We start from the raw sequence: 23,670 nt of genomic DNA on the forward strand, positions 1-23,670 counted from the left end.
AGGTATGCGCTTTCGCGCGTTGGTTGCTGTCGTGGGGGTGTTGCTTGCGGCAATGACTGTCAATGCTGTGGCTGCTTCACAGGTCAAGAGTGTCCGCCTGTGGCGAGCGCCGGATAACACGCGACTGGTGTTCGACCTGTCGGGCCCGGTCCAGCACAGCGTCTTTACCCTCACGGCGCCTGATCGCCTGGTGATCGACATCAACGGTGCGACCCTGGCCGCGCCGCTGAAAGTCTCCACCGCCAACACCCCGATTACGATGATGCGTTCGGCGCAGCGCACGCCGACCGATTTGCGCGTGGTCATCGACCTGAAAAAAGCGGTCACCCCCAAAAGCTTCTCCCTGGCGCCCAACGCCCAATATGGCAACCGCCTGGTGGTCGACCTGTTCGACAACCCCGCCGATGCCGCACCACCGCCTGCGCCGACGCCCAGCGTGGCGACGGTGCCGGCGGTGCCGGTCAACCCCTCGCAGCCGCAGGTCAAGCTGCCACCGCCGCCGCCCGCTCCGGCAGGCAAGCGCGACATTATCGTGGTGATCGATGCCGGCCACGGTGGCGAAGACCCCGGCGCGTCCGGCTCGCGCGGCCAGCATGAAAAAGACGTGGTGCTGGCCATCGCCCGCGAACTGCAACGCCAGGTCAACGGCATGAAAGGCTATCGCGCCGAACTGACCCGTACCGGTGACTACTTCATCCCATTGCGCGGGCGCACCGAAATCGCCCGCAAGAAGGGCGCGGACCTGTTCGTATCGATCCACGCCGACGCCGCCCCATCCTCGGCGGCGTTCGGTGCGTCGGTGTTTGCCTTGTCCGATCGTGGCGCCACGTCCGAGACCGCCCGTTGGCTGGCCGACAGTGAAAACCGTTCCGACTTGATCGGCGGGGCCGGCAACGTCTCCCTCGATGACAAAGACAAAATGCTCGCCGGCGTACTGCTCGACTTGTCGATGACCGCCTCGCTGACCTCCAGCCTGAATGTCGGCCAGAAAGTCCTGAGTAACATTGGCCGGGTCACCTCGCTGCACAAGCAGCGCGTGGAGCAGGCCGGGTTCATGGTGTTGAAGTCGCCGGATATCCCGTCGATCCTGGTCGAAACCGGCTTCATTTCCAACGCCAACGAGGCCTCGAAGCTGGCCAGTGCCAGCCACCAGCAAGCGTTGGCGCGCTCGATCAGCGCCGGCGTGCGCCAGTTCTTCCAACAGAACCCGCCACCGGGCACTTACATCGCCTGGTTGCGTGACTCCGGCAAAATCGCCCAGGGCCCGCGTGACCACCGCGTGCAGCCTGGCGACACCGTGGCCATGCTGGCCGTACGTTTCCAGGTCACCCCCGCCGCCTTGCGCAGCGCTAACAACCTGAAAACCGACGAGTTGAGAATTGGCCAGATGTTGACCATCCCCGGCACTGAATTGGCGGCGCAGTAATGAGCGAATCTGTGTTGAATAGTGGCTCGCGCATCGAACTGCTCAGCCCGCGCCTGGCTAACCAGATCGCCGCAGGTGAGGTGGTCGAGCGCCCGGCGTCGGTGATCAAGGAACTGCTGGAAAACAGTATCGATTCCGGCGCCAGGCGCATTGACGTGGACGTGGAGCAGGGCGGCGTCAAGCTGCTGCGGGTGCGTGACGATGGCAGCGGCATCTCGTCGGATGACCTGCCGCTGGCCCTGGCCCGTCACGCCACCAGCAAGATTCGCGACCTGGAAGACCTTGAAAGGGTGATGAGCCTGGGCTTTCGCGGTGAGGCCCTGGCCTCCATCAGCTCCGTGGCCCGCCTGACCCTGACTTCCCGCACGCGCGACGCCGAACAGGCCTGGCAAGTGGAAACCGAAGGCCGCGACATGGCGCCTCGGGTCCAGCCGGCGGCCCATCCGGTGGGCACCTCGGTGGAAGTGCGCGACCTGTTCTTCAACACCCCGGCGCGGCGCAAATTCCTCAAGGCCGAGAAAACCGAATTCGACCACCTGCAGGAAGTGATCAAGCGCCTGGCCCTGGCGCGCTTCGATGTGGCGTTCCATCTGCGCCACAACGGCAAGACCATCCTCAGCCTGCACGAAGCCAATGATGACGCCGCGCGCGCTCGGCGAGTGGCGGCCGTGTGCGGTGCCGGGTTCCTGGAGCAGGCGCTGCCGATTGAAATCGAACGCAATGGCTTGCGCCTATGGGGCTGGGTCGGTTTGCCGACCTTCTCCCGCAGCCAGGCCGATTTGCAGTATTTCTTCGTCAACGGCCGTGCGGTGCGCGACAAACTGGTGGCCCATGCGGTTCGCCAGGCGTACCGCGACGTATTGTTCAACGGTCGGCATCCGACGTTTGTGCTGTTTTTCGAGGTCGACCCCTCGGTGGTCGACGTCAATGTGCACCCGACCAAGCACGAAGTGCGCTTCCGTGACGGGCGCATGGTGCATGACTTCTTGTACGGCACCTTGCACCGTGCCTTGGGTGATGTGCGCCCGGATGACCAGTTATCCGCGCCAATCGTAACGGCGGTGGTCCGCCCGAGCGGCCCCGAGGCTGGCGAGTTCGGTCCCCAGGGCGAAATGAGCCTTGCTGGTAACCTTCTGCAATCATCGCAGCCGCAGCCGAATTACACCGCGCCCAATTCGGGAGCCGGCGCGGGTTATCAATATCAATACACCCCACGGCCGCAATCGACCGTGCCGGTGGCTGAGGCCCAGGCGGCTTATCGTGAATTCTTCGCGCCGTTGCCGGGTGCCGAGCCGGGCACGGTTGCCTTGCCCGAGGGCGGCGGTGATATTCCGCCGCTGGGCTACGCGCTGGCGCAACTCAAGGGCATCTACATCCTTGCGGAAAATGCCCACGGCCTGGTGCTGGTAGACATGCACGCCGCCCACGAGCGGATCATGTACGAGCGCCTGAAGATCGCCATGGCCAGTGAAGGGCTCAGCGGCCAGCCACTGCTGGTGCCGGAATCCCTGGCAGTCAGCCAGCGGGAAGCCGATTGTGCCGAGGAACACCACGGCGTGTTCCAGAAGCTGGGCTTCGAACTGCAACGTCTGGGCCCGGAGACCCTGGCGATCCGTCAGATTCCTGCGCTGCTCAAGCAGGCTGAGGCCAATCGCCTGGTGTCCGACGTACTGGCGGACCTGATGGAATACGGCACCAGCGACCGTATCCAGGCGCATATCAACGAACTGCTCGGCACCATGGCCTGCCACGGTGCCATCCGCGCCAACCGCCGACTGGCCCTGCCGGAAATGAACGGCCTGCTGCGCGACATGGAAAACACCGAGCGCAGTGGCCAATGCAACCATGGCCGGCCGACCTGGACCCAGATGGGCCTGGATGATCTGGACAAACTGTTCCTGCGCGGTCGCTGATGAGTGCCTTGCCCCCCGCGATCTTCCTGATGGGCCCGACGGCCGCGGGCAAGACCGACCTGGCCATCGAACTGACCAAGGTCTTGCCGTGCGAGCTGATCAGCGTCGACTCTGCCCTGGTTTACCGGGACATGGACATCGGCACGGCCAAGCCTTCAAAAGAGCTGTTGGCCCGGCATCCGCATCGGTTGATCGACATTATCGACCCGTCCGAAAGCTATTCGGCCGCAGATTTCCGTACCGACGCCCTGGCCGCCATGGCTGAAATCACCGCGCGGGGCAACATCCCGCTGCTGGTCGGCGGCACGATGCTGTATTACAAGGCTCTGCAGGAGGGCCTGGCGGACATGCCGCCCGCTGACGCCCAGGTGCGCGCCGAGCTTGAAGATCAAGCCGCGCGCCTCGGCTGGCAGGCCCTGCACGACCAGCTGGCGGCGGTAGACCCGGTGTCTGCGGCGCGCATCCACCCCAACGACCCCCAGCGACTTACCCGTGCGCTGGAAGTCTGGCGCGTCAGCGGCCAGACCATGACTGAACACAGGCTGAAACAAACTGCGCAAAGTGCTGATGCAGACGCATCTGGTCAGTCACAATTGCCCTATACTGTGGCGAATCTGGCCATCGCTCCGGCAGATCGCCAGGTGCTGCATGAACGAATTGCACAAAGATTCACAATTATGTTGGAACAGGGGTTTGTGGAGGAGGTCGTAGCACTGCGTTCCCGAGGTGATCTGCATCCAGGATTGCCTTCGATACGTGCTGTAGGCTACCGCCAAGTCTGGGATCATCTGGATGGCAAGCTGACGTCAGCCGAAATGCAGGAGCGCGGCATCATTGCCACGCGCCAATTGGCGAAGCGCCAGTTCACCTGGCTGCGCAGCTGGAGCGATTTGCACTGGTTGGACAGCCTGGACAGCGACAATCTGTCACGCGCCTTGAAATACTTGGGAACGGTCTCCATATTGAGCTGAGTCCTTGCAATTGCCGTCTATCCTTGGGGGTGTGACGGCCATGAGCTATTTATTTTCCGATTTTTATTATTGATCCTTAAAGGAGTGCGGCACATGTCAAAAGGGCATTCGCTACAAGACCCTTACTTGAATACTTTACGTAAAGAGAAAGTGGGGGTTTCCATCTATCTGGTCAACGGTATCAAGTTGCAAGGTACGATCGAGTCGTTCGACCAGTTCGTGATCCTGCTGAAAAACACCGTCAGCCAGATGGTTTACAAACACGCTATCTCGACAGTCGTCCCTGTTCGTCCGATCCGTCTGCCTAGCGCAGCAGGTGATGAAGCAGCTGACGCTGAGCCAGGTAACGCCTGATAGGAGTCTCCTTTGTTCTTTGAGCGCCACGGTGGTGGTGAGCGAGTGATCCTCGTTCACTTGGATGGACAGGACCCTGAGGCGCGCGAAGATCCGCAGGAGTTTCAGGAGTTGGCAAATTCGGCCGGCGCCGAGACCGTTGCGTTTTTTAACGTGCCGCGTCATCGGCCAACCGCCAAATACCTGATTGGCAGCGGTAAGGTCGAGGAATTGCGCGACCTGGTCCACGCTGAAGAAGCCGATCTGGTGATCTTCAATCACACCCTCACGCCCAGTCAGGAACGTAACCTCGAACGTGTCTTCGAGTGTCGCGTGATCGACCGCACCGGTCTGATTCTCGATATCTTCGCCCAACGCGCGCGTACCCATGAAGGCAAACTGCAGGTCGAACTGGCCCAGCTTGACCACATGAGCACCCGTCTGGTGCGCGGCTGGACTCACCTTGAGCGCCAGGGCGGCGGCATCGGCATGCGTGGTCCGGGTGAAACCCAGCTGGAAACCGACCGGCGTCTGTTGCAGGTTCGCCTGCGCCAGATCAAGGGCCGCCTGGAAAAAGTGCGCAGCCAGCGCGAGCAATCGCGTCGAGGCCGTTCGCGTGCGGATATCCCTACCGTGTCACTGGTGGGGTACACCAACGCCGGCAAATCCACACTCTTCAACAACGTGACGAAATCGGACGTGTACGCGGCAGACCAACTGTTCGCCACGCTCGACCCGACCCTGCGCCGCCTGGATATCGGCGACCTGGGGCCGATCGTCCTGGCCGATACCGTGGGTTTCATCCGGCACTTGCCGCACAAGCTGGTCGAGGCATTTCGGTCTACGCTCGAAGAGTCGAGCAATTCCGACCTGCTGTTGCACGTAATCGATGCGGCTGAACCGGATCGCATGCTGCAGATCGAGCAGGTGATGGTAGTGCTGGGCGAGATTGGTGCACAGGACTTGCCGATCCTCGAGGTCTATAACAAACTCGATTTGCTTGAAGGCGTCGAGCCACAAATTCAGCGCGACGAGAACGGCAAGCCTCAACGGGTCTGGCTGTCGGCGCGTGATGGCAGTGGCCTGGAGCTGCTGGAACAAGCCATTGCCGAGTTGCTCGGCAGCGATTTGTTCGTGGGCACCTTGCGCTTGCCGCAGCGTTTTGCTCGACTGCGTGCACAGTTTTTCGAGCTGGGCGCGGTACAGAAAGAAGAACACGACGAAGAAGGTGTCAGCTTGCTGGACGTTCGATTGCCGCGCTCGGAGCTCAATCGACTGGTCAGTCGCGAGGGTGTCGTACCGGCAGAGTTCATCGAGCAACACACTTTGCAATAAAAGCCTGAGAAAGCGGTTGTGCCGCGGTGGCAGGCATTCTGTAGCATTGGTCGGCGCGCCGTGGGTGCGTCTTTGCTTTATCAGATGGAGAGCGCTATGGCTTGGAATGAGCCGGGTGGCAACTCGAATAATCAGGATCCTTGGGGTGGTAAGCGCCGCAATAATGGCGACCGCAAGGGGCCACCGGATCTCGACGAGGCCTTCCGAAAGCTGCAGGAAAGCCTGAATGGGTTGTTCGGTGGTGGAAAAAAACGCGGTAGTGACGAGGGTGGTCGCACAAGCAAGGGCGGTGGCTATGGCCTGCTGGGCCTGGGCCTTGTCGTGCTTGCGGCCGTCTGGCTGTACAGCGCGGTCTATGTAGTGGACGAGCAGGAGCAAGCCGTGGTGCTGCGCTTCGGCAAGTACTACGAGACTGTCGGGCCAGGCCTGAACATCTATTTCCCGCCGATCGACAAGAAGTACATGGAGAACGTCACGCGTGAGCGTGCCTACACCAAGCAGGGCCAGATGCTGACCGAAGACGAGAACATCGTCGAAGTGCCGCTGACCGTGCAGTACAAGATCACCAACCTGCAGGACTTCGTGCTGAACGTCGACCAGCCGGAAATCAGCCTGCAACACGCAACCGAAAGTGCCTTGCGCCATGTGGTGGGTTCCACCGCCATGGACCAGGTGCTGACCGAAGGGCGTGAATTGATGGCCAGCGAAATCAAGGAGCGCCTGCAACGGTTCCTCGATACCTATCGCACCGGTATCACCGTCACCCAGGTCAACGTACAGAGCGCTGCCGCACCGCGTGAAGTGCAGGAAGCCTTTGACGACGTGATCCGTGCCCGTGAAGACGAGCAGCGTTCGCGCAACCAGGCAGAAACCTACGCCAATGGCGTGGTGCCGGAAGCCCGTGGTCAAGCCCAGCGCATCCTCGAAGATGCCAACGGCTACCGCGACGAAGTGGTCTCCCGTGCCAAGGGTGAGGCAGACCGCTTTACCAAACTGGTTGCCGAGTACCGCAAGGCACCTGAAGTGACCCGTGAGCGTCTGTACCTGGACACCATGCAGGAAGTCTTCAGCAATACGAGCAAGGTTCTCGTGACCGGCAGCAAGGGTGGGCAGAACAACCTGCTGTACCTGCCGCTGGACAAGATGATCGAAGGTGGTCGTAGCGGCGCCAGCGCGCCGTCCACCGGTTCGAATGCCGCTGCCAACGAAGCGAGCGCCCGTGCGGCCGCTGACTTGCTGCAACAGCAAACACGTACCAGGGAGAGCCGTTGATGAGCAATAAATCGCTGACCGCCCTGATTGTGGGCGTCGTCGTGGTCATCGCTGCCTGGAACTGCTTCTACATCGTGGCTCAGACCGAGCGTGCGGTGCTGCTGCAATTCGGTCGCGTGGTCCAGGCGGATGTCCAGCCGGGCCTGCATGTGAAAGTCCCCTACGTCAACCAGGTGCGCAAGTTCGACGCCCGCCTGATGACCCTGGATGCACCGACACAGCGCTTCCTGACCCTGGAAAAGAAAGCCGTGATGGTTGACGCCTACGCCAAGTGGCGCGTCAAGGACGCCGAGCGCTTCTACACCGCGACTTCCGGCCTCAAGCAGATTGCTGACGAGCGTTTGTCGCGCCGTCTGGAATCGGGCCTGCGCGACCAGTTTGGTAAGCGCACCCTGCATGAGGTGGTATCCGGTGAGCGTGATGCGCTGATGGCTGACATCACTCGTTCGCTGAACACCATGGCGGAGAAAGAGCTGGGTATCGAAGTGGTCGATGTGCGGGTCAAGGCCATTGACCTGCCGAAGGAAGTGAACCGCAGCGTGTTCGAGCGCATGAGCACCGAGCGTGAGCGTGAGGCCCGTGAGCACCGCGCCAAGGGTAACGAGCTGGCCGAAGGTATCCGTGCGGATGCCGATCGTCAGCGCCGTGTACTGCTGGCAGAAGCCTATCGCGAGTCTGAAGAGGCCCGTGGTGATGGTGATGCTCAAGCCGCGGCGATCTACGCCAAGGCTTACGGCCAGGACCAGGAGTTCTACGCGTTCTACCGCAGCCTGCGTGCCTACCGTGAAAGCTTCGCGAACAAGACCGACGTGCTGGTGCTGGACCCAAGCAGCGACTTCTTCCGCTACCTGGAAAAGTCCAAGTAACAGGCCTGTCTCTTTGTAGGAACCACTCCGTCGGGCGGCTAAAATGCCTGGCGGGGTGATCCTTTCAGAAAACGGGTGTATGATGCGGCAGCCGGGAAATTCCCGGCTTTTTTGCGTCTGCATGTTCGATTCGGCAGGCGTGACAGGTTTTTCGAGGAAAGTGCCCGACGAGGCCGGTTACAGGTCGTTCGTCACGTCGCTCTTGCGCGTGGTTTATGCAGGCGGCGGGTATTTTCTGCTTCACTCAAGGCTCGGCCGAGGGCTGGCCGCCCGGATCATAGGGGAATGGCGTAATGGCAACGGTAGACCGCTGGCTGCTGCCAGATGGCATCGAAGAAGTACTGCCACCAGAAGCTGCGCGCATTGAAATAGCGCGTCGCCAGGTGTTGGATCTGTTCCAGAGCTGGGGTTACGAGTTTGTCGTGACTCCCCATATCGAGTACCTGGAATCCCTGCTGACCGGCGCGGGCCAGGACCTGGATCTGCGCACCTTCAAGGTTATCGACCCACAATCGGGCCGGCAGATGGGGTTCCGTGCCGACATCACGCCGCAAGTGGCGCGTATCGATGCGCACACCCTGCGCCGCGAGGGCCCGAGCCGCCTGTGCTACGCCGGCAGCGTGCTGCACGCCCAGCCGCGAGCCTTGTCATCGTCCCGCAGCCCGATCCAGTTGGGCGCCGAGCTGTATGGCGATGCGAGCCCGAGCAGCGACGTCGAGGTGATCAGCCTGATGCTGGCCATGCTGCAACTGGCTGATGTGCCGGACGTGCACATGGACCTGGGCCACGTCGGTATCTACCGTGGCCTCGCTCGTGCCGCTGGTTTGTCCGGTGAAGCCGAGCAACAACTGTTCGACGCCCTGCAACGCAAGGCGATTGACGAAGTGATCGCCCTCACCGAAGGCGTGCCGGCTGACCTCGCGCAGATGTTGCGCGCGTTGGTCAACCTGTGCGGCGGCCGTGAAGTGCTGGTGGCTGCACGTGAGCGTCTGGCCAATGCGCCAGCGCCGGTGCTGGCGGCGTTGGACGATGTGCTGGCGATTGCCGAGCAGTTGTCGGCGCGCTTCCCGCAATTGCCGCTGTATTTTGACCTGGGCGAGTTGCGCGGCTACCACTACCACACCGGTGTGGTGTTCGCGGTGTTCGTTCCGGGTGTTGGCCAAGCCATCGCCCAGGGCGGTCGCTACGACGATATCGGCGCCGACTTCGGTCGCGCCCGTCCGGCCACTGGCTTTTCCACTGATTTGAAAACCCTGGTGACCCTGGGGCGTGCTGAGGTCGAGCTGCCGTCTGGTGGCATCTGGATGCCCGACAGTACGGACGCGGCACTCTGGCAGCAGGTTTGCCAGTTGCGCAGTGAGGGTCAGCGTGTCGTCCAGGCCTTGCCTGGGCAGCCATTGGCCGCCGCCCGTGAAGCGGACTGCGACCGGCAATTGATTCAGCAGAACGGGCTTTGGCAAGTATCGCCACTGGCTTCTTGAGTTTTCCTGCCGGCCATCGCCGGCACCAAGTTTGCGCGAATGAGGACAAGTGTTATGGGTAAGAATGTCGTAGTCCTGGGCACCCAATGGGGTGATGAGGGCAAAGGCAAGATCGTTGATCTGCTGACCGAACATGCTGCCGCCGTAGTGCGCTACCAAGGTGGCCACAACGCGGGTCACACCCTGGTCATCGATGGCGAAAAAACCGTCTTGCACCTGATCCCGTCGGGTGTCCTGCGCGAAGGCGTGCAGTGCCTGATCGGCAACGGCGTGGTGGTTGCACCGGACGCCCTGTTGCGCGAGATCACCAAGCTGGAAGAGAAAGGCGTACCGGTGCGTGAGCGCCTGCGTATCAGCCCATCCTGCCCGCTGATCCTGTCCTTCCACGTGGCGCTGGACCAGGCCCGTGAAAAGGCCCGTGGCGAGCTGAAGATCGGCACCACCGGTCGCGGCATCGGCCCGGCCTACGAAGACAAGGTGGCGCGCCGTGGCCTGCGTGTGGGCGACCTGCTCAACATGCCGCGCTTTGAAGACAAGCTGCGTGAATTGGTGGATTACCACAACTTCATGCTGGTGGGTTACTACAAAGAACCGGCCATCGAGTTCGAAAAGACGCTGGCCGAGTGCAAGGAATACGCTGAGCTGCTCAAGCCGCTGATGCTGGATGTGACGGCCGAACTGCACGACCTGCGTCGCGCCGGCAAAGACATCATGTTCGAAGGCGCCCAGGGTTCGTTGCTCGACATCGACCACGGCACCTACCCGTACGTGACCAGTTCCAACACCACCGCTGGCGGCGTTGCTACTGGTTCGGGCGTCGGCCCGATGTTCCTGGACTACATCCTGGGCATCACCAAGGCTTACACCACCCGCGTAGGTTCTGGCCCGTTCCCGACTGAGCTGTTCGACGAAGTCGGCGCGCACCTGGCCAAGCAAGGCCACGAGTTCGGCGCAACCACCGGCCGTGCCCGTCGTTGTGGCTGGTTCGACGCGGTTATCCTGCGTCGCGCTATCGATGTGAACAGCATCTCGGGCATCTGCCTGACCAAGCTGGACGTGCTCGACGGTCTGGAAGCCATCAACATCTGCACCGGTTACAAAGACGCCGCAGGTAATGACGTCGCTCCAACGGACGCCGACAGCTACGTGGGCCTGCAGCCTGTGTACGAAGAAGTGCCGGGCTGGAGCGAGTCGACCGTGGGCGCGAAGACCCTGGAAGAGCTGCCAGCCAATGCCCGTGCTTACATCAAGCGCGTTGAAGAACTGATTGGCGCGCCGATCGACATTATTTCGACGGGCCCGGACCGCAACGAGACCATCGTTCTGCGTCATCCGTTCGCTTAATAAGCTGTTGATGTAAAAAGCAAAGGGCTCCTTCGGGAGCCCTTTGTCGTTTGTGTCTGGCAAGCGGCACGACCCTTGCTGTGTTTCCTTCTTTCCGAGGTGCTATCAATTTAATGGCACCCGTGGTGGAGGGATTCCCAGTGTCTGCCGTTCTCTCGTTGTTACAAAGTCGTCTGTTGCGACCAGTGTTCGTTACCCTAGGTATCGCTCTTTTGGTGCAAGTGCTGGTGGCCGTCGCGCTGACGCGGAGCACCGTCACCGCCTTGGAGGCAGATTTGGGTAATCGCCTGGGCATCGACAGCCAGAAGCTGTCCGGCGAATTGGCCCAGGCCGGCAAGGAAGTCACGTCCAGCCTGGACAGTTTGTCCACCAGCACCCGTCAGCGTCTGACCGCAGGGCTTTCCACGCGCCTTCAGCAAGAGCAGAAGCAATTGCGTGCGACCCTGGAAAAAGACTTGCAGGACTCTGCCAATGACATGGCGCAGTTGCTGGCGTCGGTGGCGCCGCGAGCCATGTGGGACAGCGATGTGCCGACCCTGTCGGAGTTCGCCCGGCGTGCGCAGCGCAATCCCAACGTGTTGTTCGTGGTGTATGACGACGCGGCGGGCGAGCACCTGACCCGTTACCTGAACCGTGAAAACCCGATCAACCAGGCCCTGTTGGCAAAGGGCGCGGGGGAGCGGGCCCTGGATAAAGTGCTGGACGCGGCCAAGACTGATCCTGCGGTGTATTACGTCGAAGCCTCGATCAGCCCCAACGGCGTGGAGATCGGCAAGGTCCGCATGGGGGTTTCCACCGCGTCGGTCGAGGCCGATCTGCAAGCGCTGGACAAGCGTTTTGCCGCGCTGATTGCCAGCGGTGATCAACTGGTCGGTGACAGCCTCAAAGGCGCAGCGGCGGATAGCGCTGCGGCCATGGGCGCGCGCCTGCAATCAGCGCAAGCCACGGCCACCCAGATGACCGCCAACACCACCAGCGCGGTTCAAGAGGCTGCCGGCACCCTGCGCTGGCGCATCGGCATGGGCTTGGCGCTGGTCGGTCTTGGCGTATTACTGCTGATCGCCATCGTGCTCGGTCGCCGCGTCGTCAACCGCTTGAAGCTGCTGATCGCTGCCATGGATGATTTGGCGGCGGGCGAGGGCGACCTTACCAAGCGGGTGCAAATCAGCAGCAAGGATGAGATCGGCGACATGGCTTCGGCGGTCAATCGCTTTGTGGATAAGTTGCAGCCCATCGTGCGCGAAGCGGGGGAGGTGGCCCAGCGCACCGGTGTGGAAATCGGCGCGATGACCTTGCGCAATGCGGGCGCCGACAAGGCTGCCGGTTTGCAGCGTGATGAAGTCGCCGAGAGCCTGCGCGCACTGTCGCAGATGGCCGATGAGGCCCAGGCCGAAAGCCATGCCATGCAGGCGGCGCTGCAACAGGTGGTGGAGATTCGGCAGGCGACGGATGAGAACTCACGCACGTCGGCCGAAGTTGGCAGTTTGATCGAAGCGTTGGCGGGGCAGGTGCAGGCGGGGTCCCAGGTTATTGAGCGCCTGGCCCAACAGAGTGAGCAGATTGAAGTGGTGCTGACGGTGATCCATGGGATCGCCGAGCAAACCAACCTGCTCGCCCTGAACGCCGCCATCGAAGCGGCACGCGCCGGTGAAACGGGGCGCGGTTTTGCGGTGGTTGCAGACGAAGTGCGCGCACTGGCCAGTAAAACCCAAAGCTCCACCGGTGATATCCAGGCGCATATCGTGGCGTTGCAGCAGGGCGCGCGTGAGGCGGTGGACACCATCGGCAAAGCCGGGCGCCAGGCCAGTGAGGGCTTGCTGGTACTGCGCGAGAGCGTGCGTTTGCAGCAGACGGTGCAGGCTTCGGTGGAGCAGGTGCACGCGGCAATCGGCCTGGCGACCCGCGCGGCCGAGCACCAGGCACAGGGCGCGCATGCGGTGCGTGGGCGCGTCGAGGTGATCCACGCCCAGGCCGAGCGTGCTGCGCAGGCGGTGGTGGAAACCACGGCCAGTGGCAAGGTGCTGGACGGGTTGGCGGCGCAGTTGAAGGCGAGTCTGGGGCAGTTCCGAGCTTAGTGTTGCCTGTTCTGGCCTCATCGGGAGCAAGCCCCCTCCCACATGGGAACGCATTCCAAATGTGGGAGGGGGCTTGCCCCCGATAGCGGTCTCAGCGACTCAGATACATCCGCGTCGTCAGCAAATAAACCGGCAACCCCGACACCAGGATCAACAACGCCGCATAAGGCGCAGCCGCCGCAAACTCCACATTCGACGTATGCGCCCACACGGCAGTCGCCAAGGTATTCAGCCCGGTCGGACTCAGCAGCAAGGTCGCCGTCAATTCCTTCATCGCATCCAGAAACACCAGGGCAAACGCCGCACCCAATGCCGGGAAGATGATCGGCAGTGTCACCCGGCAAAACGCACTGAAGGGCGATGCCCCCAGCGTCCGCGCAGCCTCTTCCAGCTGGGGCGCGGCCTTGTTCAATGCCGTGCGTATCGGCGCCTGGGCCAGCGGCAGAAACAACAGCGCGTAGGCGATCAGCAGCAGCGCCGACGTTTGATACAGCGCCGGCACGTAATGCAGGGCGAAATACACCAGGGTCAGTGCAATCACCAGGCCGGGCAGTGCGTGCAGCAGGTAGGGCAGGCGTTCAGCCCAGATCGCCAGTCGGCCTTTATAGCGCACCACCAGCAAGCCTACCGGCACCGCAAACGCCAGGCACACCGCTGCGCCACCCAGGGACAGCGCCAGGGACGATAACAACGCTTCACTGATCTCGGCCACCGGAAACGCCGCCGACGAACCCACGGCCAGCCAATAGCCGAGCATCCCCAGCGGAATGCCGCTGCCGATGACTGCCAGCGCCAGGCAATACAGCTGACCGAGCGGCGCCCACTTGCCCAATTTCACCTGTTCAGCGTGCCGCGCCGCGCCCTGGCCGATACGCACATGGCGGCCCTTGCCACGCATGCGCAGCTCCAGCCACAACAGGGTCAGGCACATCGCCAGCAGTACCGCCGAGAGCATCGCCGCATTGGCGTTGCTGAACTCCAGCTCGAATTGCTGATAGATCGCGGTCGTGAAGGTCTGCAAGCCGATGATCGACAAAGCCCCGAACTCCACCAGCATGTGCAGCGCAATCAGCAGCGCGCCGGCCACCAGCGAGGGCCACAACAGCGGCAAGGTGATGCGTCGAAACACGCCCCAGCGATTCAGGCCCAGGGTGCGCGCTGATTCTTCCAGGGCGGGATCAAGATTACGCAGTGTCGCGGCCACCGGCAGAAACACCAGCGGGTATTTGGACAGGCTCATCACCAGGATCGCGCCGCCGAGGCCTTCGAAGTTGGCGCTCAGCGACACCCAGGTGAAGCTGCTGACAAACGCCGGCACCGCAAACGGCAGACACAGGATCACCCCCCAGAGGCGCCGTCCAGGCAGGTTGCTGCGCTCCAGCAACCAGGCCAGGGACAGGCCGACCACGCCGCACACCACCGTCACGCCCACCATCAGCGCCAGGGTGTTGCGCAGCAGCCCGAAGACATAAGGTCGCCACAGCAGATGCACCGCCTGCGCCCAACCAGCCTGCCAGGTCTTGAGCCCGACATAGGCCAGCGGCAACAGACTCAGGCCTACCAGGAATAGCACCGGCAACAGCAGCCAGATCGAAGGGCGTTTGCGCCGGGGGCGAAAACCTGCGGCGCTGAGCGATGGGTTCATCAGTTCAAGCCAACGTCACGTTCCAGGTCCAGGGCCTCTTCGGCATTGCCCAGGTCGGCGGGGGTGACTTTCGGCGGCTGCAGTTCGTTGAAAGGCTTGAGGCCGCGATTGGACTGCATGCCTTTGCGCAGCGGGTATTCAGCCGAGGTGTTGGTGATCACGCGCTGGCCTTCTTCACTGGCCATGAACGCCAGCAGTTGCTGGGCTTCCTTGGGGTGTTTGCTGGATTTCAGCGCGGCAGCCGAAGACACGGTAATCAGGCCGCCGGCATCGCCGTCGGTGAAATAGTGCAGTTGGGAGTCGAGGTTGGTTTTCTCTTTCTTCAAGGCAAACCAGTAATAGTTGTTCACCAGCACGGTGGCGACTTCGCCGTTTTCCACGGCTTTGAGCGCAACCATATTGTTGCTGTACACCTTGCCGAATGCGCGCAGGCCGGTCAGCCATTCTTCTGCGGCTTCACGCCCGTGCAGCTTGATGATAGCCACCGCCTGCTCCTGGAACGCACCGCTGGTGGGCACGAAGCCAACCTTGCCTTGCCACTCGGGACCGGCGAAATCCAGCACCGATTTGGGCAGGTCTTTTTCGGCAATCAGCTTGGGATTGAAAGCGACGACGCGGGTGCGTGCGGTCACGCCCATCCAGTCACCGTTACTGCCGACGTAGTCCTTGGGCAATACATCGAGGGTGCTGGCGTCGATCCTGGCTAGCAGGCCTTGCTCGCCCAGCTTGTTCAGCGGCGGCGATTCTTCGGTGTAGATCACGTCGGCAGGCGAGCGGTCGCCTTCTTCGACGATTTGGCTGGCCAGTTGATTGCTGCTGCCCTTGCGTACATTGACGTGAATGCCGGTCTTGGCTTCGAAGGCTTTGGCGAGTTCATCGCCGACTTCCTTGTGCTGGCCGTTGTACAGGGTCAGGGAGATCTTTTCGGCGCTATGGGCGGCGGGCGAGAGCAGGGTCAGGCCGAGCAGAGTGATGGTCAGGCCACGCAGAAGGGAGGTCTTGAGACGGGTATCGCGGATCATCATCCGGGGTTTTCCTCACTTGTAAGCTACAAATTCTTACAAGGATAAACGATAAACCTTCTCAAGTGCGCATGAGCAGGCCCCATTACCAAGTTTTAAACCCCAGAAACGAAAAAACCCGCTTTCGCGGGTTTGATCTGAATTTGGTGCCCAGGAGAAGACTCGAACTTCCACGACCTTGCGATCACCAGCACCTGAAGCTGGCGTGTCTACCAATTTCACCACCTGGGCATTATCAAGCGACGTTGCCGCTGTTGATGGGGCGAACTATACGGCGGGCTTTTTAATCTGTAAACCCCTGATTCAAAAAAATAAATCAGGCTTTACGTTAAGAATCAAAGGCCTGAAACGAAAAAACCCGCTTTCGCGGGTTTGATCTGAATTTGGTGCCCAGGAGAAGACTCGAACTTCCACGACCTTGCGATCACCAGCACCTGAAGCTGGCGTGTCTACCAATTTCACCACCTGGGCAGCATCAACAACGTTGCCGTCGTCGATGGCGCGCACTATACGGAGCCCTTTTTCAGCTGTAAACCCCCGGTATGAAAAAAGCCTGGAAAATTCCCTCAATGGTCGTGCAAGGTATGCGTCGGTGGGCTACAAAGGGCTTTTAAACACTTGTTGATGCCTGAAATTTCCCGTTTCAATACGCGTATGCCAAACTAACCCGCATATAGACAAGGTGAAAACTCTCTAATGGCCGATTGGCAGTCCCTCGATCCCGAGGCCGCTCGTGAAGCGGAAAAATATGAAAACCCTATTCCTAGCCGCGAACTGATCCTGGCGCACCTCGCCGATCGTGGTTCGCCTGCTAGCCGTGAGCAGCTGGTTGAAGAATTCGGTCTGACCACCGAAGACCAGTTCGAAGCCCTGCGCCGCCGTTTGCGTGCGATGGAGCGCGACGCTCAGCTGATCTACACCCGCCGTGGCACCTATGCGCCGGTCGACAAGCTCGACCTGATCCTCGGCCGCATCGCCGGCCACCGGGACGGCTTCGGCTTCCTGATCCCGGATGATGGCAGCGACGACCTGTTCATGAGCCCCGCGCAAATGCGCCTGGTGTTCGACGGCGACCGTGCGCTGGCGCGTGTTTCCGGCCTGGACCGTCGTGGTCGTCGTGAAGGCGTGATCGTCGAAGTGGTGTCCCGTGCCCACGAGTCCATCGTCGGCCGTTACTTCGAAGAAGGCGGTATCGGCTTTGTCGTGCCGGATAACCCGAAGGTCCAGCAGGAAGTGCTGATCACCCCGGGCCGCAATGGCGCCGCCAAGGTCGGCCAGTTCGTCGAGGTGAAAATCACCCACTGGCCAACTGCGCGCTTCCAGCCCCAAGGCGATATCGTTGAAGTGGTCGGCAACTACATGGCGCCGGGCATGGAAATCGACGTCGCGCTGCGCACCTACGATATTCCCCACGTCTGGCCCGACGCTGTGCTCAAGGAAGCCGCCAAGCTCAAGCCGGAAGTCGAAGACAAGGACAAAGAGAAGCGCATCGACTTGCGCCATCTGCCGTTCGTCACCATCGACGGCGAAGACGCCCGTGACTTCGACGATGCGGTCTACTGCGAAGCCAAGCCTGGCAAACTGCGCCTGTTCTCCGGCGGCTGGAAGTTGTACGTCGCGATTGCCGATGTGTCCAGCTACGTGAAGATCGGTTCGGCCCTGGATAACGAAGCCCAGGTGCGCGGCAACTCCGTGTACTTCCCTGAGCGCGTGATCCCGATGCTGCCCGAGCAGCTGTCCAACGGCCTGTGCTCCCTGAACCCGAAAGTCGACCGTTTGGCCATGGTGTGCGAGATGACCATCTCGAAAACCGGCGAAATGACCGACTACCAGTTCTACGAAGCGGTGATCCATTCCCAGGCGCGCCTGACCTACAACAAGGTCAGCACCATCCTGGAAACGCCGAAGACCAGCGAAGCCAAAGCCCTGCGTACCGAGTACGCCGACGTGGTGCCGCACCTCAAGCAGCTGTACTCGTTGTACAAAGTGTTGCTGGGTGCCCGTCATGTGCGTGGCGCGATCGATTTTGAAACCCAGGAAACCCGGATTGTCTTCGGTTCCGAGCGCAAGATCGCCGCGATCACCCCAACGACGCGTAACGACGCGCACAAGCTGATCGAGGAATGCATGCTGGCCGCCAACGTGGCCACCGCTGAATTCCTGAAAAAGCACGAGATTCCAGCGCTGTACCGGGTGCACGACGGCCCGCCGCCGGAGCGCCTGGAAAAACTGCGCGCCTTCCTCGGTGAGCTCGGCCTGTCCCTGCACAAAGGCAAGGACGGCCCGACGCCGAAGGACTACCAGGCTCTGTTGGCCAGCATCAAGGACCGTCCGGATTATCACGTGATCCAGACCGTCATGCTGCGTTCGTTGAGCCAGGCGGTGTACAGCGCCGATAACCAGGGCCACTTCGGCCTGAATTACGAGGCGTACACCCACTTCACTTCGCCGATCCGGCGTTACCCGGACCTGCTCACGCACCGCGCGATCCGCAGCGTGATCCATTCCAAGCAGAACACTCCGCACGTCAAGCGCGCCGGTGCCATGACCATTCCGAAGGCACGGATCTATCCGTACGACGAAGCGGCCCTGGAACAGTTGGGCGAGCAGTGCTCCATGAGCGAGCGCCGCGCCGATGAAGCCACCCGCGATGTGGTGAATTGGCTCAAGTGCGAATTCATGAAGGATCGCGTGGGCGAGTCGTTCCCGGGTGTGATCACCGCCGTGACCGGTTTCGGCCTGTTCGTCGAGCTGACCGACATCTACGTCGAGGGTCTGGTGCACGTCACCGCCTTGCCGGGTGACTACTACCACTTCGACCCTGTGCATCACCGCCTGGCGGGCGAGCGCACCGGGCGCAGTTTCCGCCTGGGTGACACGGTAGAAGTACAGGTCATGCGCGTCGACCTCGACGAACGCAAGATCGACTTCGGTATGCCTGACAAGCCGGCCGAGCCTGCGGGTCGCAAAAAGCGTGGCGGCGAAACCACCGCACCGGCCAGCAAAGGCAAAGGGGCTCCTGCGAAAGCGGCGGCCGCCGAGCCTGCGCCGGCCAAGGCTGGTCGTCGTTCGTCGGCCAAGGAAAAGGCCCCGGAAGCCTATCGCCCAAGCGACGCTGCGGCGAAAAATGCCGAGCTGCGCAAGAGTCGCGAGTTGAAGCAGCAGTTGCTCAACGAAGCCAAAAGCGGTGGTAAAGCGGCGTCTGGGGGAAAGTCCCAAGGGGCGGAAAAACCCTCGAGCAAACCCAGTAAACACCGTAAAGGCCCGCCCAAAGCGGGTTCGGCCCCCGCGAAAAGCGGCGGGTCGCGCAAACCTAAGGCCAAGCCATGAGTCTGGAAAAAATCTACGGCGTGCATGCCGTAGAAGCACTGCTGCGTCACCACCCCAAGCGCGTCAAGCAAGTGTGGTTGGCGGAAGGTCGCAGCGAGCCACGCGTGCAGGCGCTGGTCGAGTTGGCCAACCAGAACAAGGTTGCCATCGGCCAGGCTGAACGCCGTGAAATGGACGTATGGGTAGAAGGCGTTCACCAAGGCGTGGTTGCCGACGTCAGCCCGAGCCAGGTGTGGGGCGAGGCCATGCTCGACGAGCTGCTCGACCGTACTGAAGGCGCGCCGTTGCTGCTGGTGCTGGACGGCGTGACCGACCCGCACAACCTCGGCGCCTGCCTGCGTTCGGCGGATGCCGCCGGCGCGCTGGCGGTGATCGTGCCTAAAGACAAGTCGGCGACCCTCACGCCGGTCGTGCGTAAAGTCGCCTGCGGCGCGGCGGAAGTGATTCCGCTGGTGGCCGTGACCAACCTGGCGCGCACCCTGGAAAAGCTCCAGCAACGCGGCTTGTGGATTGTCGGCACGGCGGGGGAGGCTGAAGTCAGCATCTATGACCAGGACCTCACCGGCCCGACCATCCTGATCATGGGCGCCGAAGGCAAGGGCATGCGTCGCTTGACCCGTGAGCATTGCGATTACCTGGTGCACTTGCCGATGGCCGGTAGCGTCAGCAGCCTGAACGTTTCGGTGGCAACGGGCGTGTGCCTGTTTGAAGCCCAGCGTCAGCGCGGTGCCAAGGCGAAGGCCAAGCCCAAGAAGTAAGCCAGGCCTGGCCTGGATCAAACTGTGGGAGGGGGCTTGCTCCCGATTGCGGTGAGTCAGTCACAACATCTGTAACTGAAACACCGCCATCGGGAGCAAGCCCCCTCCCACATTTGTTTTTGTGGTGTTTGGGGGATTGTTCAAATAATCACCAATCACCTTGCGCCGCTCCTTCCCCTTCTCTACAATTGCGCCCCTTGCCCACCTGGCAGGCACGCATGTGCCTCCCCTGCGGCAAGATCCATAAGTGTCATTCACTCCTTGTCTGACCGTTTTTGAGCGGCAGGCTACAACCCGTAAGGAGCATTCATGCGTCATTACGAAATCATCTTTTTGGTCCACCCGGATCAAAGCGAGCAAGTCGGCGGCATGGTTGAGCGTTACACCAAGCTGATCGAAGAAGACGGCGGCAAAATCCACCGTCTGGAAGATTGGGGCCGTCGTCAACTGGCCTACGCAATCAACAATGTTCACAAGGCTCACTACGTGATGCTGAACGTTGAATGCACTGGCAAGGCCCTGGCCGAGCTGGAAGACAACTTCCGCTACAACGATGCAGTGATCCGTAACCTGGTCATCCGTCGCGAAGAAGCCGTTACCGGCCAATCCGAGATGCTCAAGGCTGAAGAAAACCGCAGTGAGCGCCGTGAGCGTCGCGACCGTCCTGAGCACGAAGGCGCTGATAGCGCTGATAGTGATGACAGCGACAACAGCGATAACGCTGACGAGTAATCCACGGACCTTTTAAGGAGCCTATCAAATGGCACGTTTCTTCCGTCGTCGTAAATTCTGCCGCTTCACCGCTGAAGACGTGAAAGAGATCGATTACAAAGATCTCAACACTCTGAAAGCCTACGTATCCGAGACCGGCAAAATCGTTCCAAGCCGTATCACCGGTACCAAAGCACGTTATCAGCGTCAGCTGGCCACCGCTATCAAGCGCGCCCGCTTCCTGGCCCTGCTGGCCTACACCGACAGCCACGGCCGCTGAGACCGGGCAGTCGACAAGTAGTAAGGGATTGAATGCATGCGCGCCTTAGCTGAGTTCATCATGCGCGGTCGTATGCAGGCCACTCTGGTAGTGGCTGGCTGTGCGGCATTGCCGTTGCTTTATTGGTTGGGTGCTGCCGCAGGTTGCCTTGTGCTCCTGCGGCGCGGTTTGAAGGACGCTCTTGGCGTTCTTGCCCTGGGTTTGTTGCCGGCCTTGATCTGGTGGCTGCAAATGGGTGATCCACGGGTACTTCTGGTACTGCTGGGGTCATCGAGCCTTGCGTTGGTTTTACGCGCAAGTGAGTCCTGGGTCCGCACGCTGCTGGTCAGCGTGGCATTGGGGTTGGTGTACTCAGTGATGCTTGGCGCGGCTTTCCGCCCGCAAATCGAGGCGCTGGCGCAGGAAATCGTCAAGATCCTGCCGCTGGCCCTCGGGGATCTCTACCAGCAATTGTCGGTAGATGAGCGAGCGCGGTTTGCGTCACTGATTGCGCCGGTCCTGACCGGCCTGATTGCGGCTTTGTTGCAGGTTGTCAGCGTGCTGAGCCTGATTCTTGGGCGTTATTGGCAGGCGTTGTTGTACAACCCGGGTGGTTTTGGTCGCGAATTTCGCAGTATCAGAATTCCTGCGGGGCCGGCGATGTTGCTGCTGGCGTGCATGGTTGTCGGGCCGAACTTCGGTCCACAGATGGCCTTGTTGGCGCCGATTTGCAGCGTACCGCTGGTGTTTGCCGGGCTGGCCCTGATTCATGGGCTGGTTGCGCGCAAGCGCCTGGCCAGGTTCTGGCTGGTGGGGTTGTACGTCACGCTGTTGCTGTTCATGCAGCTGATCTATCCGTTACTCGTGGTTTTGGCCATTGTCGACGGCCTGATTGATTTTCGCGGACGTCTGGCGTCGAAAGATGCCGATAGCGCGAACGGTGAAGGTTAAAAGTTAGAGGATTTTCACATGCAACTGATCCTTCTGGAAAAAGTCGCCAACCTGGGCAACCTGGGCGACAAAGTGAACGTTAAGGCCGGCTACGGTCGTAACTACCTGCTGCCATACGGCAAAGCCACCGCTGCAACCGCTGCCAACCTGGCTGCGTTTGAAGAGCGTCGTGCTGAGCTGGAAAAAGCAGCAGCAGACAAAAAAGCTTCGGCCGAAACTCGCGCTGCCCAACTGGCTGAGCTGGAAGTGACTATCACTGCCACCGCCGGTGACGAAGGCAAGCTGTTCGGTTCGATCGGCACCCACGACATCGCTGATGCACTGACCGCCTCCGGCGTTGAAGTGCAGAAGAGCGAAGTTCGTCTGCCGAACGGCACCATCCGCAACGTAGGCGAATTCGACGTGGCCGTGCACCTGCACGCCGAAGTTGAAGCCACCGTACGCGTTGTCGTGGTAGCAGCTTAAGCCGCACCTAACTGACTGGCACCTCGCGTGTCAGCCGGTTAACATCGGGCACGATCCTGTTTACAGGTCGTGCCTTTTGTTTTTCTACACACCCCTAAATTCCAAGTGGCCATGAACGAAATCTCCGCTCCTGAGCAATACGATCTGCAAACCGCTGCCCTGAAGGTGCCGCCGCATTCCATCGAGGCCGAACAGGCCGTGCTCGGTGGCTTGATGCTGGACAACAACGCCTGGGAACGCGTGCTGGATCAAGTCTCGGACGGGGATTTCTATCGTCATGACCACCGCCTGATCTTCCGTGCTATCGCCAAGCTGGCCGACCAGAACTCACCGATCGACGTGGTGACCCTGGCCGAGCAACTGGACAAGGAAGGCCAGACCTCCCAAGTCGGCGGCCTGGGTTACCTCGGCGAACTGGCGAAAAACACGCCGTCCGTCGCCAACATCAAGGCCTATGCGCAGATCGTCCGCGAGCGCGCCACCCTGCGCCAGTTGATCGGCATCAGCACCGAAATCGCCGACAGCGCCTTCAACCCTGAAGGCCGCACCGCCGCCGAGATCCTCGACGAAGCCGAGCGCCAGATCTTCCAGATCGCCGAAGCCCGCCCGAAAACCGGCGGCCCGGTCAGCGTCAATGACCTGCTGACCAAGGCCATCGACCGCATCGACACCTTGTTCAACACCGATGCCGCGATTACCGGTATTTCCACCGGCTACACCGACCTCGACGAGAAGACCAGCGGCCTGCAGCCGTCCGACTTGATCATCGTGGCCGGCCGTCCGTCGATGGGCAAGACCACCTTTGCGATGAACCTGGTGGAAAACGCCGTACTGCGCAGTGACAAGGCGGTGCTGGTGTACTCCCTCGAGATGCCAGGCGAATCGCTGATCATGCGTATGCTTTCGTCACTCGGCCGTATCGACCAGACCAAAGTGCGTTCCGGCCAACTCGAGGATGACGATTGGCCGCGCCTGACCTCGGCGGTCAACCTGCTCAACGACCGTAAGCTGTTCATCGATGACACTGCCGGTATCAGCCCGTCCGAAATGCGCGCGCGCACCCGTCGCCTGGTGCGTGAACACGGCGACATTGCGTTGATCATGATCGACTACCTGCAGTTGATGCAGATTCCGGGTTCCAGCGGCGACAACCGCACCAACGAGATTTCCGAAATCTCTCGGTCCCTCAAGGCCCTGGCCAAGGAATTCAACTGCCCGGTGGTGGCGCTGTCCCAGCTCAACCGTTCCCTGGAACAACGTCCCAACAAACGTCCGGTGAACTCCGACTTGCGTGAATCCGGCGCGATCGAGCAGGATGCCGACGTGATCATGTTCGTGTACCGCGACGAGGTGTATCACCCCGAAACCGAGCACAAGGGCATTGCCGAAATCATCATCGGCAAGCAGCGGAACGGGCCGATCGGCTTTATCCGCCTGGCGTTCATCGGTAAGTACACACGCTTTGAGAACCTCGCGCCGGGCAGCTACAACTTCGATGACGATGAGTAATCGG

20 protein-coding genes, 2 tRNA genes and 1 pseudogene are annotated in these 23,670 nt (G+C 61.1%); 19 read left to right on the forward strand and 4 right to left on the reverse strand.

Features of this window, described 5'->3' with window-relative positions:
• Window positions 1–4 precede the first annotated feature (4 nt).
• The 11 genes and pseudogenes from C4J86_RS02685 to C4J86_RS27310 all read left to right on the forward strand — a co-directional run bounded on the left by C4J86_RS02685 (window position 5) and on the right by C4J86_RS27310 (window position 13,016).
• Window positions 5–1,426, forward strand: a complete 1,422-nt coding sequence (locus C4J86_RS02685; protein ID WP_124365623.1) for an N-acetylmuramoyl-L-alanine amidase — start codon at window positions 5–7, stop codon at window positions 1,424–1,426.
• Entirely contained in the window at window positions 1,426–3,339 is a 1,914-nt protein-coding gene (mutL, locus tag C4J86_RS02690; RefSeq protein ID WP_124369388.1) for a DNA mismatch repair endonuclease MutL, read from the forward strand. Before C4J86_RS02685 ends, mutL begins: the two co-directional genes overlap by 1 nt.
• Complete coding sequence (gene miaA, locus C4J86_RS02695; RefSeq protein WP_124369389.1) at window positions 3,339–4,310, forward strand: tRNA (adenosine(37)-N6)-dimethylallyltransferase MiaA; 972 nt, start codon at window positions 3,339–3,341, stop codon at window positions 4,308–4,310. The genes mutL and miaA overlap by 1 nt, the downstream gene beginning before the upstream one ends.
• Before the next feature lie 93 nt (window positions 4,311–4,403).
• Complete coding sequence (hfq, locus tag C4J86_RS02700) at window positions 4,404–4,664, forward strand: RNA chaperone Hfq (protein ID WP_016976904.1); 261 nt, start codon at window positions 4,404–4,406, stop codon at window positions 4,662–4,664.
• Between the two features lie 12 nt (window positions 4,665–4,676).
• Window positions 4,677–5,978 carry a ribosome rescue GTPase HflX gene (gene hflX, locus C4J86_RS02705; RefSeq protein ID WP_124369390.1) on the forward strand — a complete coding sequence of 434 codons (1,302 nt, stop codon included), beginning with the start codon at window positions 4,677–4,679 and terminating at the stop codon, window positions 5,976–5,978.
• A 96-nt stretch (window positions 5,979–6,074) separates the two neighbouring features.
• Window positions 6,075–7,250 (forward strand): FtsH protease activity modulator HflK, encoded by a 1,176-nt coding sequence (gene hflK, locus C4J86_RS02710; RefSeq protein ID WP_124365625.1) that lies wholly within the window; start codon window positions 6,075–6,077, stop codon window positions 7,248–7,250.
• Window positions 7,250–8,116 (forward strand): protease modulator HflC, encoded by an 867-nt coding sequence (hflC, locus tag C4J86_RS02715; RefSeq protein WP_003188064.1) that lies wholly within the window; start codon window positions 7,250–7,252, stop codon window positions 8,114–8,116. Before hflK ends, hflC begins: the two co-directional genes overlap by 1 nt.
• A gap of 293 nt (window positions 8,117–8,409) precedes the next feature.
• Window positions 8,410–9,597 (forward strand): ATP phosphoribosyltransferase regulatory subunit, encoded by a 1,188-nt coding sequence (locus C4J86_RS02720; protein ID WP_124369391.1) that lies wholly within the window; start codon window positions 8,410–8,412, stop codon window positions 9,595–9,597.
• A gap of 54 nt (window positions 9,598–9,651) precedes the next feature.
• On the forward strand, window positions 9,652–10,941 hold the full coding sequence (locus C4J86_RS02725) for an adenylosuccinate synthase (RefSeq protein WP_124369392.1): 1,290 nt from the start codon (window positions 9,652–9,654) through the stop codon (window positions 10,939–10,941).
• 1,115 nt (window positions 10,942–12,056) lie between these two features.
• Window positions 12,057–12,110 (forward strand): annotated as a pseudogene (locus C4J86_RS27305) (hypothetical protein); the annotation flags it as partial.
• A 201-nt stretch (window positions 12,111–12,311) separates the two neighbouring features.
• Window positions 12,312–13,016, forward strand: coding sequence for a methyl-accepting chemotaxis protein (locus C4J86_RS27310; RefSeq protein ID WP_372238008.1), 705 nt, complete (start codon window positions 12,312–12,314; stop codon window positions 13,014–13,016).
• A gap of 91 nt (window positions 13,017–13,107) precedes the next feature.
• Here the strand turns inward: C4J86_RS27310 and C4J86_RS02735 are convergent, their stop codons facing one another.
• The 3 genes from C4J86_RS02735 to C4J86_RS02745 all read right to left on the reverse strand — a co-directional run bounded on the left by C4J86_RS02735 (window position 13,108) and on the right by C4J86_RS02745 (window position 15,914).
• Window positions 13,108–14,661 carry an iron ABC transporter permease gene (locus tag C4J86_RS02735; RefSeq protein ID WP_124369394.1) on the reverse strand — a complete coding sequence of 518 codons (1,554 nt, stop codon included), beginning with the start codon at window positions 14,659–14,661 and terminating at the stop codon, window positions 13,108–13,110.
• Window positions 14,661–15,686: an iron ABC transporter substrate-binding protein gene (locus C4J86_RS02740; protein ID WP_124369395.1), complete on the reverse strand. Its 1,026-nt coding sequence runs from the start codon at window positions 15,684–15,686 to the stop codon at window positions 14,661–14,663. Before C4J86_RS02740 ends, C4J86_RS02735 begins: the two co-directional genes overlap by 1 nt.
• Before the next feature lie 141 nt (window positions 15,687–15,827).
• A tRNA-Leu gene (locus C4J86_RS02745) sits at window positions 15,828–15,914 on the reverse strand.
• On the opposite strand from C4J86_RS02745, the gene C4J86_RS26785 reads away from it, so the two are divergent.
• Window positions 15,889–16,059, forward strand: a complete 171-nt coding sequence (locus C4J86_RS26785; protein WP_164487761.1) for a hypothetical protein — start codon at window positions 15,889–15,891, stop codon at window positions 16,057–16,059. The two genes, C4J86_RS02745 and C4J86_RS26785, sit on opposite strands and share 26 nt — an antisense overlap.
• Before the next feature lie 8 nt (window positions 16,060–16,067).
• On the opposite strand, the gene C4J86_RS02750 is transcribed toward C4J86_RS26785, so the two are convergent.
• Window positions 16,068–16,154: transfer RNA gene (locus tag C4J86_RS02750), tRNA-Leu, on the reverse strand.
• A gap of 225 nt (window positions 16,155–16,379) precedes the next feature.
• On the opposite strand from C4J86_RS02750, the gene rnr reads away from it, so the two are divergent.
• The 7 genes from rnr to dnaB all read left to right on the forward strand — a co-directional run bounded on the left by rnr (window position 16,380) and on the right by dnaB (window position 23,666).
• A complete protein-coding gene (rnr, locus tag C4J86_RS02755) occupies window positions 16,380–19,013 on the forward strand; it encodes a ribonuclease R (RefSeq protein WP_124369396.1) in 2,634 nt (877 codons plus the stop codon).
• Window positions 19,010–19,771, forward strand: coding sequence for a 23S rRNA (guanosine(2251)-2'-O)-methyltransferase RlmB (rlmB, locus tag C4J86_RS02760; RefSeq protein ID WP_124365632.1), 762 nt, complete (start codon window positions 19,010–19,012; stop codon window positions 19,769–19,771). Before rnr ends, rlmB begins: the two co-directional genes overlap by 4 nt.
• 309 nt (window positions 19,772–20,080) lie before the next feature.
• A complete protein-coding gene (gene rpsF / locus C4J86_RS02765) occupies window positions 20,081–20,503 on the forward strand; it encodes a 30S ribosomal protein S6 (RefSeq protein WP_003236224.1) in 423 nt (140 codons plus the stop codon).
• Window positions 20,504–20,531: 28 nt separating this feature from the next.
• The gene (gene rpsR, locus C4J86_RS02770) at window positions 20,532–20,762 is read left to right on the forward strand and encodes a 30S ribosomal protein S18 (RefSeq protein WP_002551829.1); all 231 of its coding nucleotides are present in this window, start codon (window positions 20,532–20,534) and stop codon (window positions 20,760–20,762) included.
• A gap of 36 nt (window positions 20,763–20,798) precedes the next feature.
• The gene (locus C4J86_RS02775; protein WP_124361031.1) at window positions 20,799–21,692 is read left to right on the forward strand and encodes a hypothetical protein; all 894 of its coding nucleotides are present in this window, start codon (window positions 20,799–20,801) and stop codon (window positions 21,690–21,692) included.
• Window positions 21,693–21,710: 18 nt separating this feature from the next.
• Window positions 21,711–22,157 carry a 50S ribosomal protein L9 gene (gene rplI, locus C4J86_RS02780; RefSeq protein ID WP_003171376.1) on the forward strand — a complete coding sequence of 149 codons (447 nt, stop codon included), beginning with the start codon at window positions 21,711–21,713 and terminating at the stop codon, window positions 22,155–22,157.
• Window positions 22,158–22,268: 111 nt separating this feature from the next.
• Window positions 22,269–23,666 (forward strand): replicative DNA helicase, encoded by a 1,398-nt coding sequence (gene dnaB / locus C4J86_RS02785; RefSeq protein WP_003188079.1) that lies wholly within the window; start codon window positions 22,269–22,271, stop codon window positions 23,664–23,666.
• Window positions 23,667–23,670 lie beyond the last annotated feature (4 nt).

Origin of the sequence: Pseudomonas sp. R2-7-07 (genome assembly GCF_003852355.1) — a bacterium.
GTDB lineage: Bacteria > Pseudomonadota > Gammaproteobacteria > Pseudomonadales > Pseudomonadaceae > Aquipseudomonas.